Raw genomic sequence first — 14,390 nt, 5'->3', positions numbered from 1 at the left:
GAGGAGGGCGCAACCGACATGAAGGCCGTAGTGATGGCGGGCGGCGAGGGCACGCGACTTCGCCCGATGACAGCGAGCATGCCCAAACCGCTCCTGCCGGTGGCCAACAGGCCGATCATGGAGCACGTTCTCAGGCTGCTGAAGCGGCACGGCCTCAGCGAAACCGTCGTGACCGTTCAGTTCCTCGCCTCGCTCGTGCGCAGCTACTTCGGCGACGGCGAAGAGCTGGGCATGGAGCTGACCTACGCGAACGAGGAGAAGCCGCTCGGCACCGCCGGCAGCGTCAAGAACGCCGAGGAAGCGCTGAAGGACGATTCGTTCCTGGTGATCTCGGGTGACGCCCTGACCGACTTCGATCTGACCGACCTCGTCCGCTTCCACCGGGAGCAGGGCGCCATGGTCACGGTCTGCCTGACGCGGGTGCCCAATCCGCTCGAGTTCGGCATCACCATCGTCGACGACGAGGGCAGGGTCGAGCGGTTCCTGGAGAAGCCCACCTGGGGCCAGGTCTTCTCGGACACTGTCAACACCGGCATCTATGTCATGGAACCGGAGGTGTTCGACTACGTCGAGGCCGACGTCTCCGTCGACTGGTCCGGTGATGTCTTCCCGCAGCTGATGAAGGAGGGCAAGCCGATCTACGGCTATGTCGCGGAGGGCTACTGGGAGGACGTCGGCACGCACGAGAGCTACGTCAAGGCGCAGGCGGACGTGCTGGAGGGCAAGGTCGACGTCGACCTCGACGGCTTCGAGATCTCGCCCGGCGTCTGGGTGGCCGAGGGCGCCGAGGTGCACGCCGACGCAGTGCTGCGGGGCCCGCTCTACATCGGTGACTACGCCAAGGTCGAGAGCGGCGCCGAGATCCGTGAGCACACCGTGATCGGATCCAACGTGGTGGTCAAGTCCGGGGCCTTCCTGCACAAGGCAGTCGTGCACGACAACGTGTACATCGGCCAGCAGAGCAACCTCCGCGGCTGCGTGGTCGGCAAGAACACCGATGTGATGAGGTCCGCCCGGATCGAGGACGGCGCCGTGATCGGGGACGAGTGCCTGATCGGTGAGGAGTCCATCGTTCAGGGAAACGTCCGCGTCTACCCCTTCAAGACGATCGAGGCGGGTGCGTTCGTCAACACCTCGGTGATCTGGGAGTCGAGGGGCCAGGCGCACCTGTTCGGCGCGCGCGGCGTCTCCGGCATCCTCAACGTCGAGATCACGCCGGAGCTCGCCGTACGCCTGGCGGGCGCGTACGCGACGACTCTGAAGAAGGGCTCCACCGTCACGACGGCACGCGACCACTCGCGTGGCGCCCGCGCGTTGAAGCGGGCGATGATCTCCGCGTTGCAGGCCAGCGCGATCGACGTGCGGGACCTGGAGAACGTACCGCTTCCCGTGGCTCGGCAGCAGACCGCCCGCGGAAGCGCGGGCGGCATCATGATCCGCACGACGCCGGGGGTCCCGGACTCGGTGGACATCATGTTCTTCGACGAGCGGGGAGCCGACCTCTCGCAGGCGCGGCAGCGGAAGCTGGACCGGGTGTACGCGCGGCAGGAGTACCGCCGCGCGTTCCCCGGCGAGATCGGCGACCTGCGTTTTCCGGCCAGCGTCTACGACGCGTACACCGGTTCGCTGCTGCGCGCGGTCAACACCGCCGGAGTGCAGGACGCGGGGCTCAAGGTCGTGGTGGACGCCGCGCACGGCAGCGCAGCCCTGGTTCTGCCGAGCCTGCTCGGCCGACTCGGAGTGGACGCGCTGACGATCAACCCCGGCCTGGACGAGGCGCGGCCCACCGAGACCAGGGAGGAACGCCGCGCCGGGCTGGTCAGGCTCGGCGAGATCGTCGCGTCCGCGCACGCCGACTTCGGTGTGCGCTTCGACCCGGTGGGCGAGCGCATCTCGCTGGTGGACGAGCGTGGCCGGGTGATCGAGGACGAGCGCACTCTGTTGGTCTTCCTCGACCTCGTCGTCGCGGAGCGGCGCAGCGGGCTGGTCGGCCTTCCCGTGACCACCACGCGTATCGCCGAGCAGGTCGCGGCCTACCACGGCGCGAGGGTGGAGTGGACGACGACCTCGCCGGACGACCTGACGCGGGTCGGCAGGGACGACGCCGCGATCTTCGGCGGGGACGGGCGAGCGGGCTTCATCGTGCCCGAGTTCAGTTCCGTCTTCGACGGTGCCGCAGCCTTCGTACGGCTGGTCGGGCTGGTGGCGCGAACCCAGCTGACCCTGAGTCAGATCGAGGAGCGCATCCCGCGGGCGCACGTGACCCGCCGAGACCTCGCGACGCCGTGGGCGGTCAAGGGGCTGATCATGCGGCACGTGGTGGAGGCTGCGGGCGAGCGCCGGGTCGACACCACCGACGGCGTACGCGTCGTCGAGCCGGACGGCCGCTGGGTGCTGATTCTTCCCGACCGTGCCGAGGCCGTGACCCACCTGTGGGCCGAGGGCCCGGACGCGACGTCCGCCGAGGTGCTGCTCGACGAGTGGGCCGCGGTGGTCGAGGGCGCAGGCAAGTAGCCGCGTCGCGGGGGCCGTCCGGCTGCGCGTCGGACGGCCCCCGCGACCGAACAGGCCGTAGCGGTGGGCCCATTGGGTGGTCGCGGTGTCCTCGTGCGACGATGTGCGGTATGTCGCAGCAGCATCCGGCCAAGAAGGCCGGCACGAGACCTGCGCGACTCGATGCCTCGATGTCGTTGCTGAACAACGTCATCGACCACAGCCTCGACGACGGATATGCGGAGGCAGCCGCCCGGAGGGGCGTGACGGGCCGGTCCCATCTGCCGACCACACTGCGCGCCAAGCTCGGTCTCGCCTTCGGACTGGTGCTGGCCGCGCTGGTGGTCACCGTCGGCGCAGCGCAGGCCCAGCGGGCCGCACCCACCGTGGAGAAGGAGCGCCAGGAGCTCATCGACCGTGTGGAGGGCGGCACCGCGGACGCGGACGACCTCCAGGGCGAGGTGGACGGGCTGCGGGAGTCGGTGGCGGCGATGCAGCGCAAGGCGCTGGAGCGGCACGGCGGGGACAAGGGCGAGCTGACCGCACTGCTCTCGGGCTCCACGCCGGTCCAGGGGCCGGGCATCAAGCTGGTGATCGACGACGCGAAGGGCAGCGGGGGAGACGGCGGCGGCCCGCGCGAGGGCAGCGGCTTCGCCGACACCGGGCGGCTGCGCGACCGGGACCTCCAGCGGGTGGTCAACGGGCTGTGGGAGTCCGGGGCGGAGGCGGTCGCGGTCAACGGCCAGCGCCTGACCGCGCTTTCGGCGATCCGGGCGGCAGGCGACGCCATACTGGTGGACAACAAGCCGCTCGCACCGCCGTACACCCTGCTGGCGATCGGTGACGGGCAGCGGCTGAGCACGACCTTCCAGGACAGTGCGGACGGCCAGTATCTGCACGTGATCCAGGAGAACTACGGCATTCGCACGAGCATCGCGGCACAGGACGAGGTCAAGCTGCCGGCGGCGCCGAGCGTCAACGTCAGAACGGCCCGGCCGGTCGAGGAAGAGAAGGGCAGCACAGAGTGATCGCCGTACTGGGGCTGATCGTGGGAGTCGTGGCGGGACTGGTCCTCCAGCCCGTCGTGCCGACGGCCGTCGAGCCCTATCTGCCCATCGCGGTGGTCGCCGCGCTGGACGCCGTGTTCGGCGGCCTGCGGTCGATGCTCGACGGGATCTTCGACGACAAGGTGTTCGTGGTCTCCTTCCTGTCGAACGTCGTCGTTGCCGCGCTGATCGTCTTCCTCGGGGACAAGCTCGGCGTGGGCGCCCAGCTCTCGACCGGCGTCGTGGTCGTGCTCGGCATTCGGATCTTCTCCAACGCCGCGGCCATCCGACGGCACATCTTTCGGGCGTGAGTGACATGGCGGACGAGCGAGACGAGCGCGAGACCCCGGACGGTCCGCCGGCGCCGAAAGGGTCGGACCGCTCCCGAGGTGCCTCCTCGGCGCGCCCGGCGAAGACCCCGCTGCCGCCCGAGCGGCCCGCCGCCCGGGAGCGCAACGGCGAACCGCAGGAGCGTACGACGGCCGACGGTTCCGACCACGACCGGCCGCAGGAGACCGGTGGGAGTGGAACGCCGGAGCCGGAGGCGGACGGCACCGGGGTGCAGACCGGCCGCGCCAGGCTGCTCGCCGGGTTGTGGCCGCTGCGGGTCAACCGCAACCAGCTCGTCGTCGCACTGCTGTTGTGCGTGCTGGGCCTCGGTCTTGCGATCCAGGTCAGGCAGACGAGCGAGGACAGCGCACTGCGCGGCGCGCGCCAGGAGGACCTGGTGCGCATCCTGGACGAGCTGGACGATCGCACCACCCGGCTGGGTGACGAGAAGCAGCGCCTGGAGAAACAGCGCTCGGAGCTGGAGAACTCCTCGGACCAGGCCGAGGAGGCGCGCAAGCAGACCGAGGAGCGCGAACGCCAACTCGGCGTCCTGGCGGGGACCGTGGCGGCGGAGGGCCCCGGAATCCACTTCGAGATCGGGGACCCGTCGGACGCGCTGGCGGCGGACAAGCTGCTCGACGCAATCCAGGAGCTGCGTGCGGCGGGCGCCGAGGCGATCCAGATCAACGACGTGCGGGTGGTCGCCGACACCTACTTCTCCGACGCGGACGGCAAGGGTGTACGGGTCGACGGGCGCCGGGTCTCACCGCCGTACAGTTTCGACGTCATCGGCAAGCCGCAGGACCTGGAGCCGGCGCTGAACATCCCCGGCGGGGTGGTCCAGACGCTGCGCAAGGAGCAGGCGACAGTGACCATCGAGCAGTCGGAGAAGATCGTTGTGGACGCCTTGCGGACGGCGAAGCGGCCTGACTACGCTCAGTCGTCTTCGCGGTGAGGGGCACGATGATCATTTCCAGGGGGCGACAGGATCGGGAGACGGACAGTGGGGGAAACTGTCCGGGGGCTTCCGACGTTGTCGAAGTAGCCGCATCAAGCTGTACACGCACCATGTATCTGACCTGCCCCACGGGCCGGCCTGTTTCATGCGAGGGGAATCGCCCGTGAGTTTCTTTGCGAAGTTGTTCGGTAAGCGCCAGAGCACCGACGGCGCGCGTCATCGAGCCCCACGGCCGAGCGCGGACGCGCCCGCCGAGGAATCGGCCCGTCCGCTGTTCCGGGACGAGGTGGGTGCGACCGGCGGCAGCACCCCCGGTGGAGACAGTGCACCCTCGCCCTCGCACGCGGGCGGCGGATCCGGCGCACAGGCCTGCACGAAGTGCGGAAACCAGGTCGCGCAGTCGAGCCGCTTCTGCTCCCACTGCGGTGCTCCGCTCGGTGGCGGCCAGCCGGCCGAGCGCCCCTCGGAGACGACCTCCACGATCTCCATTTCCGGCCTGGAGGCGTACGACGCCGAGGCCACCGGGCAGACCCCGATGCTCTCGGCCGAGGCGATGGCCGCGGTCGATGCGCTGCCCATGGGATCGGCGCTGCTGATCGTGCGCCGCGGTCCCAACTCCGGCAGCAGGTTCCTGCTGGACGGCGAGGTGACCACAGCGGGACGTCACCCCGAGAGCGACATCTTCCTGGACGACTTCACCGTCTCGCGTCGCCACGTGGAGATTCGCAGAGCGTCGGACGGCACCTTCACGGTGTCCGACCACGGCAGCCTCAACGGCACCTATGTCAATCGCGAGCCGATCGACTCGGTCGTGGTGAACAACGGGGACGAGGTCCAGATCGGGAAGTTCCGGCTGGTCTTCTTCTCGAGTCCGCGAAGCATCTGACGACCCCGCGAGGGAAGGCTCATGCTTCACACTCCGTCGGGCGGTGCCGGCAGGGGCACCGCCGCCTCGGGGCGTGCGCCGATGAGTATCGGCGCCGTACTCAGCCTGCTGCGTGAAGAGTTCCCCGAGGTGACACTCTCCAAGATCCGATTCCTGGAGTCGGAGGGGCTGGTCGAGCCGCAGCGCACGCCTTCGGGATACCGCAAGTTCACCGCCGGGGACGTCGACCGGCTTGCCCGAGTGCTGCGGATGCAGCGGGACAACTACCTTCCGCTGAAGGTGATCCGCGAGCAGCTGGACGCGCAGCAGCGCGGTGCGGCACCGGTGCCGTCACAACCCTGCGAGCCGCCCCAGGAGCCCGTGAGCGGCCCTGCGAGCGGCGAGGGGGAGTCGGCAGTGCACAGCACGCGCGCCGAGCTGCTCGCCGCCGTCGGTGCCTCCACGGCCGAGCTGGCCGAGTGGGAGTCCCACGGGCTCGTACGGCCGGAGGGGGACGACAGCTACACCCCGGAGTCGGTCGAGGTGGCGCGGCTCGTCGCGAGCCTGTGCCGGCACGGTTTCGAGCCGCGGCATCTGCGGGGTGTCAGGGCTGCCGCCGAGCGGGAGGCGGCCATGGTGGAGCAGCTCGTCGCGCCGTTGCGCAAGCACCGCAACCCCCGGACCAGGACGCACGCCGAGGAGACCGCGACCGAGCTGGCCGCTCTCTCGACGCGGCTGCATGCGGCGTTCCTGCACACCGAGGTCCGTGACCGGTTGTGCTGAGATGCCCGAGTCGGCCGGTGCCCGACTATCCAAACCTGCCGCCCACGTCCTAGGGTTGCTGTGTGAACGAGCTCGACGTCGTGGGTGTCCGGGTCGAAATGCCCTCCAACCAGCCGATCGTCCTTCTCCGCGAGGTGGGGGGCGATCGCTACCTCCCCATCTGGATCGGCCCCGGGGAGGCGACCGCCATTGCCTTCGCGCAGCAGGGCATGGTTCCGGCCCGCCCGCTGACGCACGACCTCTTCAAGGAAGTGCTGGAAGCGGTCGGTGAGGAACTCACCGCGGTGCGCATCACGGATCTGCGGGAGGGCATCTTCTTCGCGGAGCTGGTCTTCGCCAGCGGGGTCGAGGTCAGCGCCCGGCCGTCCGACGCGATAGCGCTGGCGCTGCGAACCGGCACGCCGATCTACGGCAGTGACGGTGTGTTGGACGACGCGGGAATCGTGATTCCGGACGAGCAGGAGGACGAGGTCGAGAAGTTCCGGGAGTTCCTCGACCAGATCTCGCCGGAGGATTTCGGCTCCAGCAATCAGTGATGCGCGTCGGAACACGTTCTCGGTACGGGGGCGGGGCGCTGACGATGTGGCTGAAAATGAGTGTCGAGCTTTCCCGGAAATGGGATACGTGAAACCACTCGTTCGGTGATTATCACCCGGCGTGGCGAGTGCGGCGATGGTTGACGCACCCCTGGTCACTGCTTACCTTCATTGAGGCAGATCCCGGGGTGTCCACGGGATGTGAAGGGACGGAGGTCGGCGTGAGCAGCACCGGCGAGAGCAGTGCGGCAAACGGACCAGTCCCGCTGCGCGAAGCTCCGGCGCAGCCCGTCTCGAAGCCGGCTCCGCCGGGAACCGAGCCGTCCACGGAAAGCCTCGGCTATCGCGGGCCCACTGCCTGCGCCGCGGCCGGCATCACCTACCGCCAGCTCGACTACTGGGCACGCACCGGGCTGGTGGAGCCGAGCGTGAGAGCCGCCTTCGGTTCCGGCACCCACCGCCTCTACAGCTTCCGGGACGTGGTCGTCCTCAAGATCGTGAAGCGCCTCCTGGACACCGGCGTCTCGTTGCAGAACATCCGCACCGCGGTGCAGCACCTTCGTCAGCAGGACAGCATCGCGCTGCCCCAGCTGACGCTGATGAGCGACGGCGCCACGGTGTACGAGTGCAACTCGCCCGACGAAGTGGCCGAGTTGCTCCAGGGCGGTCAGGGAATCTTCGGCATCGCCGTCGGAGTCGTCTGGCGCGACGTGGAGCAGGCGCTTTCCCAGCTGCACGCCGAGCGGGTGGACACCGGCGAGACGCTGGTGCGCGTCAACCCTGCGGACGAGCTCGCCAAGCGCCGCCACCGCGCGGGCTGAGCCCGGGGAGGCCGGCGGCCTCCGATTGTCAGTGGTGTACGGCAGTATCGGTCGGTGTGAGGCACGCTCCCACGATTCTCCATCTCGACATGGATGCCTTCTACGCCTCGGTGGAGCAGGCATCCAAGCCCAGCCTGCGCGGGAAGCCGGTGATCGTCGGCGGCCTGGGGCCCAGGGGAGTGGTGGCCACCGCTTCCTACGAGGCGAGGGTCTTCGGCGTCCGCTCCGCGATGCCCACGGCGATGGCCCGGCGCAGCTGCCCGCATGGCGCGTACCTCGTACCGCGCTTCAGCCTCTACCGGCGGATCAGTGAGATCGTCATGGAACGCCTCGCTGAACTCTCCCCGCTGGTCGAGCCGTTGAGCCTGGACGAGGCCTTCGTGGACCTCGCGGCCGGCGGGGTGGCGCAGACCGTGGAGGAGGCGCGCGGGGTCGGGCAGGTGCTGCGCCGGACGATCCTCGAGGAGACCGGGCTGCCGGCCTCCGTCGGGCTCGCGGCGACCAAGATGCTGGCGAAGATCGCCTCGGAGGAGGCAAAGCCCGACGGTATCTTCCTGGTCGAGCCCGGGACCGAGCGGGACGTGCTGGCGCCGATGCCGGTGCGGGCGCTGCCCGGTGTGGGGCCGACGACGGCCGAGACGCTGCGCAGAGCCGGTCTGCAGACCGTGGCGGACGTGGCGGGGGCGGAGCGGGCGGAGCTGCTGAGGCTGCTCGGCACCGCGCACGGCACCGCCGTGCACACCATGGCCCGCGGCATCGACGAACGTCCCGTGGTGGCCGAGCGGGAGTCCAAATCGGTGTCGGTGGAGGACACCTACGACGAGGACGTCACCGATCGTTCGCTGGTGGTGCTGAAGGTCGCACGCCTCGCGGGGCGATGTGCGGAGCGGCTGCGCGCGGCGGGGCGCTCCGGTCGTACGGTCGTCGTCAAGGTCAGGAGGCACGACTTCTCGACGTTGACGAGATCGGAGACCCTGCGCGGGCCCACCGACGATCCGGTGGTGATCCGGGAGGCCGCGGCGCGTCTGATCGCGGCCGTCGACACGGGGTCGGGGGTGCGATTGCTGGGCGTGGGGGTCAGCGGGCTCGCCGACTTCACTCAGGAGGACCTCTTCGCCCAGAGTGCGCCCCCTCAGGAGCCCGAGGCGCCGCAGGAGAGCGAGGGCGCCGCGCGCAGATCGGCGGGCGAAGAGCCCAGAGGCTGGCGACCCGGCCTGGACGTTCGACACGAGCGGTACGGGCCGGGCTGGGTGCAGGGGAGCGGGGTGGGGAGAGTGACGGTGCGGTTCGAGACGCCGTCCTCGCCGCCGGGGAAGGTACGCACTTTCCCGGTGGGGGACGAGGAGTTGAGCCCGGCGGAGCCGTATCCGCTCACGGCTCGGATGGCCGAGACCGGTCAGTCCTCGCCCGCCAGCCTGCCGAAGTCCCTGTCCTCGGGCGGCTCCTCGCCCCGCGAGGAGGGCAGGTCGAGCCCGTAGTGGTGGTAGAGCTGAAGCTCCTGTTCCGGCGAGAGGTGCCTGCCGACGCCGAAGTCCGGCGCTTCCTTGATCAGGGCTCTGGCGAAGGGCACCTGCAGGACGTCCTCGACCAGCTCGCTGGGTGCGAGGGGGACGAAGGCGTCGCGGCTGAAGAGCCCGGTGCGGACCGCCGCCCACTCCGGCTCGCCGGTGGCGTCGTCGAGATAGACCTCGTCGATCGTGCCGAGCTTGTTTCCGTCGCGGTCGAGAGCTTTGCGCCCGATCAGGCTCCGCGGATCGATATCGGTGTGCACGATTCCTCCCAGAAGTGGGCATCACGTAGTGCGAGGCCGCTGCTGCCGCTCCCTCCAGAGAAGTCGAGTTCTGCCTGGACAGCCACTTGGGAGCACGCGGACTGCGGGTGAACGGGCGCTGGTAGTCTCGACAGTGGCTGCAGACCCCGCGCGGGAGAGTCTTTCGGTCCGAGAGGGCCCAAGGCGCCGAAGGAGCAATACCTCCCCGGAATCTCTCAGGCACACGTACCGTGCGGACGAGGTCACTCTGGAAAGCAGGAGGGGCGGAGCCGGGCGACCGGCCGCATCCTCCTCACCGACGGTGAAAGCCGGTGCGCGGCCAGCGTGCCGGTGAAACTCTCAGGTTGAGATGACAGAGGGGGAGGCCGTACGGGCACCGCGCCTCGTGGTGCCCCGACAGGTCGTTGCAGACCAGGAGGCCTCCGCTGATGACCGAAAACCGCGTTCCGCTCGCCGCTCTCCATGGCGACACCCCCTTCGAGCACCGGCACATCGGCCCGAACGCCGAGGACCAGGCGAAGATGCTCGCGCACATCGGCTACGGCTCGCTCGACGAGCTGACCGCGGTCGCGGTGCCCGACGTCATCAAGAGCACCGAGGCGCTCGACCTGCCTGCCGCTCGCTCGGAGGCCGAGGTGCTGGCCGAGCTGCGCGAGCTGGCCGGGCGCAACGAGGTGCTCAGCCCCATGATCGGCCTGGGCTACCACGGCACCTTCACCCCGCCGGTCATCCTGCGCAATGTCATGGAGAACCCCGCCTGGTACACGGCGTACACGCCGTACCAGCCGGAGATCTCCCAGGGCCGGCTGGAGGCGCTGCTCAACTTCCAGACGATGGTCGCCGACCTGACCGGCCTCCCCACCTCGGGATCCTCGCTGCTCGACGAGGGCACCGCCGCCGCCGAGGCGATGGCGCTGTCCCGGCGGGTCGGCAAGGTCAAGCAGGGGGTCTACCTCGTCGACGCGGACTGTCTGCCGCAGACCGTGGAGGTGCTGCGGACCCGCGCGGAGCCGACCGGCGTCGAGGTGGTCGTCGCGGACCTGACCGACGGAGTGCCCGGCGAGATCGCGGAGCGCGGTGTCTTCGGACTGCTCCTCCAGTACCCCGGTGCCTCCGGTGCGGTGCGGGACCCGCGTCGCGTCATCGAGCAGGCGCACGAGCTCGGCGCGATCGTCGCGGTCGCCGCCGATCTGCTCGCGCTGACGCTGCTGACCGCGCCCGGCGAGCTGGGCGCTGACATCGCGGTCGGATCGAGCCAGCGCTTCGGTGTTCCGCTGGGCTTCGGTGGTCCGCACGCGGGCTTCATGTCCGTGCGCGAGAAGTTCGCCCGCAGTCTGCCCGGTCGGCTGGTCGGTGTCTCCGTCGACGTCGAGGGCAACACCGCGTACCGTCTCGCGCTCCAGACCCGCGAGCAGCACATCCGCCGCGAGAAGGCGACCAGCAACATCTGCACCGCGCAGGTCCTGCTGGCCGTGATGGCCGGGATGTACGCCGTCTACCACGGGCCGGAGGGTTTGACCGCCATCGCGCGCCGCACCCACCGATTGGCGACACTGCTCGCCGCCGGGCTGCGGGAGGGCGGTGTGGAGGTCCTGCACGACACCTACTTCGACACGGTCACCGCGCGGGTGCCGGGCCGTGCCCGGGAGGTGGTGGACGCGGCCCGCAGCGCCGGCGTCAACCTGCGCCCGACCAGTGCCGACCTGGTCGGCATCGCCTGCGACGAGACCACGACGGTGGAGCAACTGGACGCGGTCTGGGGCGCTTTCGGCGTCGCCGCCGACGTGGAGCGGCTGGATGCCGCGGGCTCGGACGCGCTGCCGTCCTCGCTGCGGCGCACCGAGGACTTCCTGACCCACCCCGTCTTCCACCAGCACCGCTCCGAGACAGCGATGCTGCGGTACCTGCGCAAGCTCTCGGACCGGGACTACGCACTGGACCGGGGCATGATCCCGCTGGGCTCGTGCACCATGAAGCTCAACGCCACCACCGAGATGGAACCGGTGACCTGGCCGGAGTTCGGGGCGATCCATCCCTTCGTGCCCGAGGAGCAGGCCGGCGGGTACCTGACCCTGATCCGGGAGCTCGAGGAGCGCCTGGCCGAGATCACCGGCTACGACCGCGTCTCGATCCAGCCCAACGCCGGTTCCCAGGGCGAGCTGGCGGGCCTGCTGGCCGTGCGTGCCTTCCACCGCGCGAACGGCGACACCTCGCGCACCGTCTGCCTCATCCCCTCCTCGGCGCACGGCACCAACGCCGCCAGCGCCGTGATGGCGGGGATGAAGGTCGTGGTGGTCAAGACCGGCGAGAGCGGCGACGTCGACCTCGCGGACCTGCACGCCAAGATCGAGCAGCACGGCGCCGAGCTGGCGGTGCTGATGGTGACCTACCCCTCCACCCACGGGGTGTTCGAGGAGAACATTTCAGACATCTGCGCGGCCGTGCACGACGCCGGCGGTCAGGTCTACGTGGACGGCGCCAACCTCAACGCCCTGGTCGGCCTCGCCAAGCCCGGCAGGTTCGGCGCGGACGTCTCGCACCTGAACCTGCACAAGACGTTCTGCATTCCGCACGGCGGTGGCGGCCCCGGCGTCGGGCCCGTGGGTGTGCGCGCCCACCTCTCGCCGTATCTGCCCAACCACCCGCTCCAGCCCTCGGCCGGCCCCGAGACCGGCATAGGCCCGATCTCCGCCGCGCCGTGGGGCTCTGCCGGAATCCTGCCGATCTCCTGGGCGTACGTACGCCTGATGGGGGCCGAGGGGCTGCGCAGGGCGACCCAGGTCGCGGTGCTGAGCGCCAACTACATCGCCAAGCGCCTGGAGGGGCACTACCCGGTGCTCTACTCGGGCCCGGGCGGTCTGGTGGCACACGAGTGCATCATCGACGTCCGGCCGCTGACGAAGGCCACCGGCGTGAGCATCGACGATGTCGCCAAGCGGCTCATCGACTACGGCTTCCACGCCCCGACGATGTCCTTCCCCGTCGCCGGAACGCTGATGATCGAGCCGACGGAGAGCGAGGACCTCGCCGAGATCGACCGCTTCTGCGAGGCGATGATCGCGATCCGGGCGGAGATCGAGGAGGTCGCCAGGGGGCGTTGGACCGCCGAGAGCAGCCCGCTGCGCGGCGCCCCGCACACCGCGGAGCAGCTCGCGGGGGAGTGGGAGCTGCCCTACACCAGGGCGGAAGCCGCCTTCCCCGAAGGCGTGAAGGCCGCCGACAAGTACTGGCCGCCGGTGCGACGCATCGACGGTGCGTTCGGCGACCGCAACCTGGTCTGCTCCTGCCCGCCGCTGGAGGACTACGACGGCTGACGCCGACGGTCTGCGTGACCGGGGCCGGTGCCGTCGTGAGCGGGACGGTGCCGTGACGGAATGAGCCGTGACGGAATGAGGCCCCCAGTGTCGAACTGGGGGCCTGCCGTTCTGTGGTGTGCTGTCCGCTGCCCGGGCTGCCGTTCCGGCCGTGGCGCTCCCGCTGCCCGCGGTGGTGGCCGGCCGTCGGTCGTCGCGCTTACCGCTTCAGGCGGCGGTGGCGACGCTGCGCGGGACGATCGGGCGGTGGGGCGCCACGATCTGCCCGTCGGGCAGCAACTCCCCGGTGTCGTCGAAGAACAGGACGCCGTTGCAGAGAAGGCTCCATCCCTGCTCGGGGTGGTGCGCTACCAGGTGGGCGGCTTCCCGGTCGGTGGATTCCGCTGTCGGGCAGGGCGGTTGGTGCGAGCACATGGTGGCGGACCTTCGTTGTGTCGTCTGGTGGCTGCTGTCGCGGCTGATGGTGGTCATGACCGCTTCCCCCTGAGATATGTGGTGTTCTTCCGTCTCCAGTCTCGTCCCGCGGATGCTGTTCCGCAGGGATTCCTCTGTATCGGCGCTTACCGGTGTGGGACGCGTCACTCTTCCGGATGGTTGCGCGGACCCTCGCGGGGGCTGCGGAGCCACGCCCGGGAGGCGGTCAGGCGGTGCGCAGCAGTGCGGGCGGGGCTGGGTGGAGTCGGTGGGTCAGTAGGGGCAGCAGCCCGTCCACACGCACGGGGCGCTCCGCGGCGATCCCCGGGGGCGCAGGGGCGAGAGGGGCGAGCAGGTCGGCCGGGCCGAGGCCGTCCTGGTCTCTCGCGGGACCGGGGCAGTGCAGCCAGAGGGTCACCATGTAGAGCTCGGGTACGCACAGCAGCCGCGGCTCGTACGTCGCGGTGAGGGTGCGCGCGGAGTCCAGGCAGCGGAGCGCCGAGGCGGCGTAGGGGCCGTCGCTGAAGTGGGAGAAGGCCCAGCCGTCCGCGGTCGGTACGGTGTCGGCGGTGAGCAGCGGGCCGGTGCCGTCCGAGAGCAGGAAGCGCCAGCCCGCACGGGGGGCGCTCGGTGCGCGGTCCCCGATGTTCGGGAGCAGGTGGAGCGGGAGTGCGGCGGCGACCCGGACCCCGGAGCCGGCGGTGCGCTCGGAGGCTGGCTCGGACGGTGTCGGGGGAGTCGGCCCGTGGAGGGGCGAGGAGCTGAGTGCGGCCTCGACAGTGCGCAGGGCGTGGCTGGGGGCCGTGCGGGCATGCAGGGGCATGGTGGGTCGCCTCTCGCTCGGGAGACAGGAAAATGACGTGGCAGTGCGGCGGTGTGGCATGCGTGCGTGGCGGTGGGCGGGCGGCGATTCCCCAGTGCCGTACGCCGGGCGGAGCAGATGTCCATCAGGTGGGAGAAATGTGAAGCGTCTCTCGCCGGTGTGCGACTTGTAGCAGCCTCTGGGTCGGAGTTTATACGAATCCGCCTCGATCGAGGTTTCTGCTAGCGAACTCCCGG

The 14,390-nt window shown here is 70.1% G+C and carries 13 protein-coding genes and 2 riboswitches; of the genes, 10 read left to right on the top strand and 3 right to left on the bottom strand.

Going from position 1 to position 14,390, the window contains the following annotated elements:
• Window positions 1-18: 18 nt before the first annotated feature.
• The 9 genes from JGS22_RS21480 to JGS22_RS21440 all read left to right on the top strand — a co-directional run bounded on the left by JGS22_RS21480 (window position 19) and on the right by JGS22_RS21440 (window position 9,310).
• Window positions 19-2,514 carry a mannose-1-phosphate guanyltransferase gene (locus JGS22_RS21480; protein ID WP_211039994.1) on the top strand — a complete coding sequence of 832 codons (2,496 nt, stop codon included), beginning with the start codon at window positions 19-21 and terminating at the stop codon, window positions 2,512-2,514.
• Window positions 2,515-2,624: 110 nt separating this feature from the next.
• Window positions 2,625-3,521: a DUF881 domain-containing protein gene (locus tag JGS22_RS21475; protein WP_211039993.1), complete on the top strand. Its 897-nt coding sequence runs from the start codon at window positions 2,625-2,627 to the stop codon at window positions 3,519-3,521.
• Window positions 3,518-3,850, top strand: a complete 333-nt coding sequence (locus JGS22_RS21470) for a small basic family protein (RefSeq protein ID WP_211039992.1) — start codon at window positions 3,518-3,520, stop codon at window positions 3,848-3,850. The genes JGS22_RS21475 and JGS22_RS21470 overlap by 4 nt, the downstream gene beginning before the upstream one ends.
• Window positions 3,851-3,855: 5 nt before the next feature.
• Window positions 3,856-4,824 carry a DUF881 domain-containing protein gene (locus JGS22_RS21465; RefSeq protein ID WP_211040000.1) on the top strand — a complete coding sequence of 323 codons (969 nt, stop codon included), beginning with the start codon at window positions 3,856-3,858 and terminating at the stop codon, window positions 4,822-4,824.
• A gap of 124 nt (window positions 4,825-4,948) precedes the next feature.
• Window positions 4,949-5,713 (top strand): FHA domain-containing protein, encoded by a 765-nt coding sequence (locus tag JGS22_RS21460; RefSeq protein WP_372454336.1) that lies wholly within the window; start codon window positions 4,949-4,951, stop codon window positions 5,711-5,713.
• 21 nt (window positions 5,714-5,734) lie between these two features.
• Entirely contained in the window at window positions 5,735-6,475 is a 741-nt protein-coding gene (ftsR, locus tag JGS22_RS21455; protein WP_211039990.1) for a transcriptional regulator FtsR, read from the top strand.
• Between the two features lie 62 nt (window positions 6,476-6,537).
• Entirely contained in the window at window positions 6,538-7,011 is a 474-nt protein-coding gene (locus JGS22_RS21450) for a bifunctional nuclease family protein (protein WP_211039989.1), read from the top strand.
• Between the two features lie 221 nt (window positions 7,012-7,232).
• Window positions 7,233-7,832: a MerR family transcriptional regulator gene (locus JGS22_RS21445; RefSeq protein ID WP_211039988.1), complete on the top strand. Its 600-nt coding sequence runs from the start codon at window positions 7,233-7,235 to the stop codon at window positions 7,830-7,832.
• Between the two features lie 56 nt (window positions 7,833-7,888).
• Window positions 7,889-9,310: a DNA polymerase IV gene (locus JGS22_RS21440; protein ID WP_211039987.1), complete on the top strand. Its 1,422-nt coding sequence runs from the start codon at window positions 7,889-7,891 to the stop codon at window positions 9,308-9,310.
• Here JGS22_RS21440 and JGS22_RS21435 read toward each other — a convergent pair.
• Window positions 9,229-9,615: a PRC-barrel domain-containing protein gene (locus tag JGS22_RS21435; protein WP_211039999.1), complete on the bottom strand. Its 387-nt coding sequence runs from the start codon at window positions 9,613-9,615 to the stop codon at window positions 9,229-9,231. The two genes, JGS22_RS21440 and JGS22_RS21435, sit on opposite strands and share 82 nt — an antisense overlap.
• 129 nt (window positions 9,616-9,744) lie before the next feature.
• Window positions 9,745-9,844: riboswitch (glycine riboswitch) on the top strand.
• Window positions 9,845-9,969, top strand: a riboswitch (glycine riboswitch). It begins immediately after the preceding riboswitch.
• Window positions 9,970-10,031: 62 nt separating this feature from the next.
• On the opposite strand from JGS22_RS21435, the gene gcvP reads away from it, so the two are divergent.
• Window positions 10,032-12,917 (top strand): aminomethyl-transferring glycine dehydrogenase, encoded by a 2,886-nt coding sequence (gcvP, locus tag JGS22_RS21430; RefSeq protein WP_211039986.1) that lies wholly within the window; start codon window positions 10,032-10,034, stop codon window positions 12,915-12,917.
• A gap of 207 nt (window positions 12,918-13,124) precedes the next feature.
• On the opposite strand, the gene JGS22_RS21425 is transcribed toward gcvP, so the two are convergent.
• Together JGS22_RS21425 and JGS22_RS21420 are read right to left on the bottom strand one after the other, a co-directional pair.
• Window positions 13,125-13,331 carry a DUF5999 family protein gene (locus tag JGS22_RS21425; RefSeq protein ID WP_211039998.1) on the bottom strand — a complete coding sequence of 69 codons (207 nt, stop codon included), beginning with the start codon at window positions 13,329-13,331 and terminating at the stop codon, window positions 13,125-13,127.
• Between the two features lie 226 nt (window positions 13,332-13,557).
• Window positions 13,558-14,154: a hypothetical protein gene (locus JGS22_RS21420; protein WP_211039985.1), complete on the bottom strand. Its 597-nt coding sequence runs from the start codon at window positions 14,152-14,154 to the stop codon at window positions 13,558-13,560.
• Window positions 14,155-14,390: the final 236 nt, after the last annotated feature.

The organism is Streptomyces tardus (assembly GCF_018101125.2).
GTDB classification, from domain to species: Bacteria; Actinomycetota; Actinomycetes; order Streptomycetales; family Streptomycetaceae; genus Streptomyces; species Streptomyces tardus.
The sequence above is the reverse complement of the archived record's forward strand: the minus strand, read 5'-3'. Positions and strand labels throughout refer to the sequence as shown.

What these genes read in the sequence shown, in the direction of transcription:
- JGS22_RS21480 (WP_211039994.1), top strand. Translation starts at nt 19, where the DNA reads ATGAAGGCCGTAGTGATGGCGGGCGGCGAGGGCACGCGACTTCGCCCG.
- JGS22_RS21420 (WP_211039985.1), bottom strand. Translation starts at nt 14,154, where the DNA reads ATGCCCCTGCATGCCCGCACGGCCCCCAGCCACGCCCTGCGCACTGTC.
- JGS22_RS21475 (WP_211039993.1), top strand. Translation starts at nt 2,625, where the DNA reads ATGTCGCAGCAGCATCCGGCCAAGAAGGCCGGCACGAGACCTGCGCGA.
- ftsR (WP_211039990.1), top strand. Translation starts at nt 5,735, where the DNA reads ATGCTTCACACTCCGTCGGGCGGTGCCGGCAGGGGCACCGCCGCCTCG.
- JGS22_RS21465 (WP_211040000.1), top strand. Translation starts at nt 3,856, where the DNA reads ATGGCGGACGAGCGAGACGAGCGCGAGACCCCGGACGGTCCGCCGGCG.
- JGS22_RS21425 (WP_211039998.1), bottom strand. Translation starts at nt 13,331, where the DNA reads ATGTGCTCGCACCAACCGCCCTGCCCGACAGCGGAATCCACCGACCGG.
- gcvP (WP_211039986.1), top strand. Translation starts at nt 10,032, where the DNA reads ATGACCGAAAACCGCGTTCCGCTCGCCGCTCTCCATGGCGACACCCCC.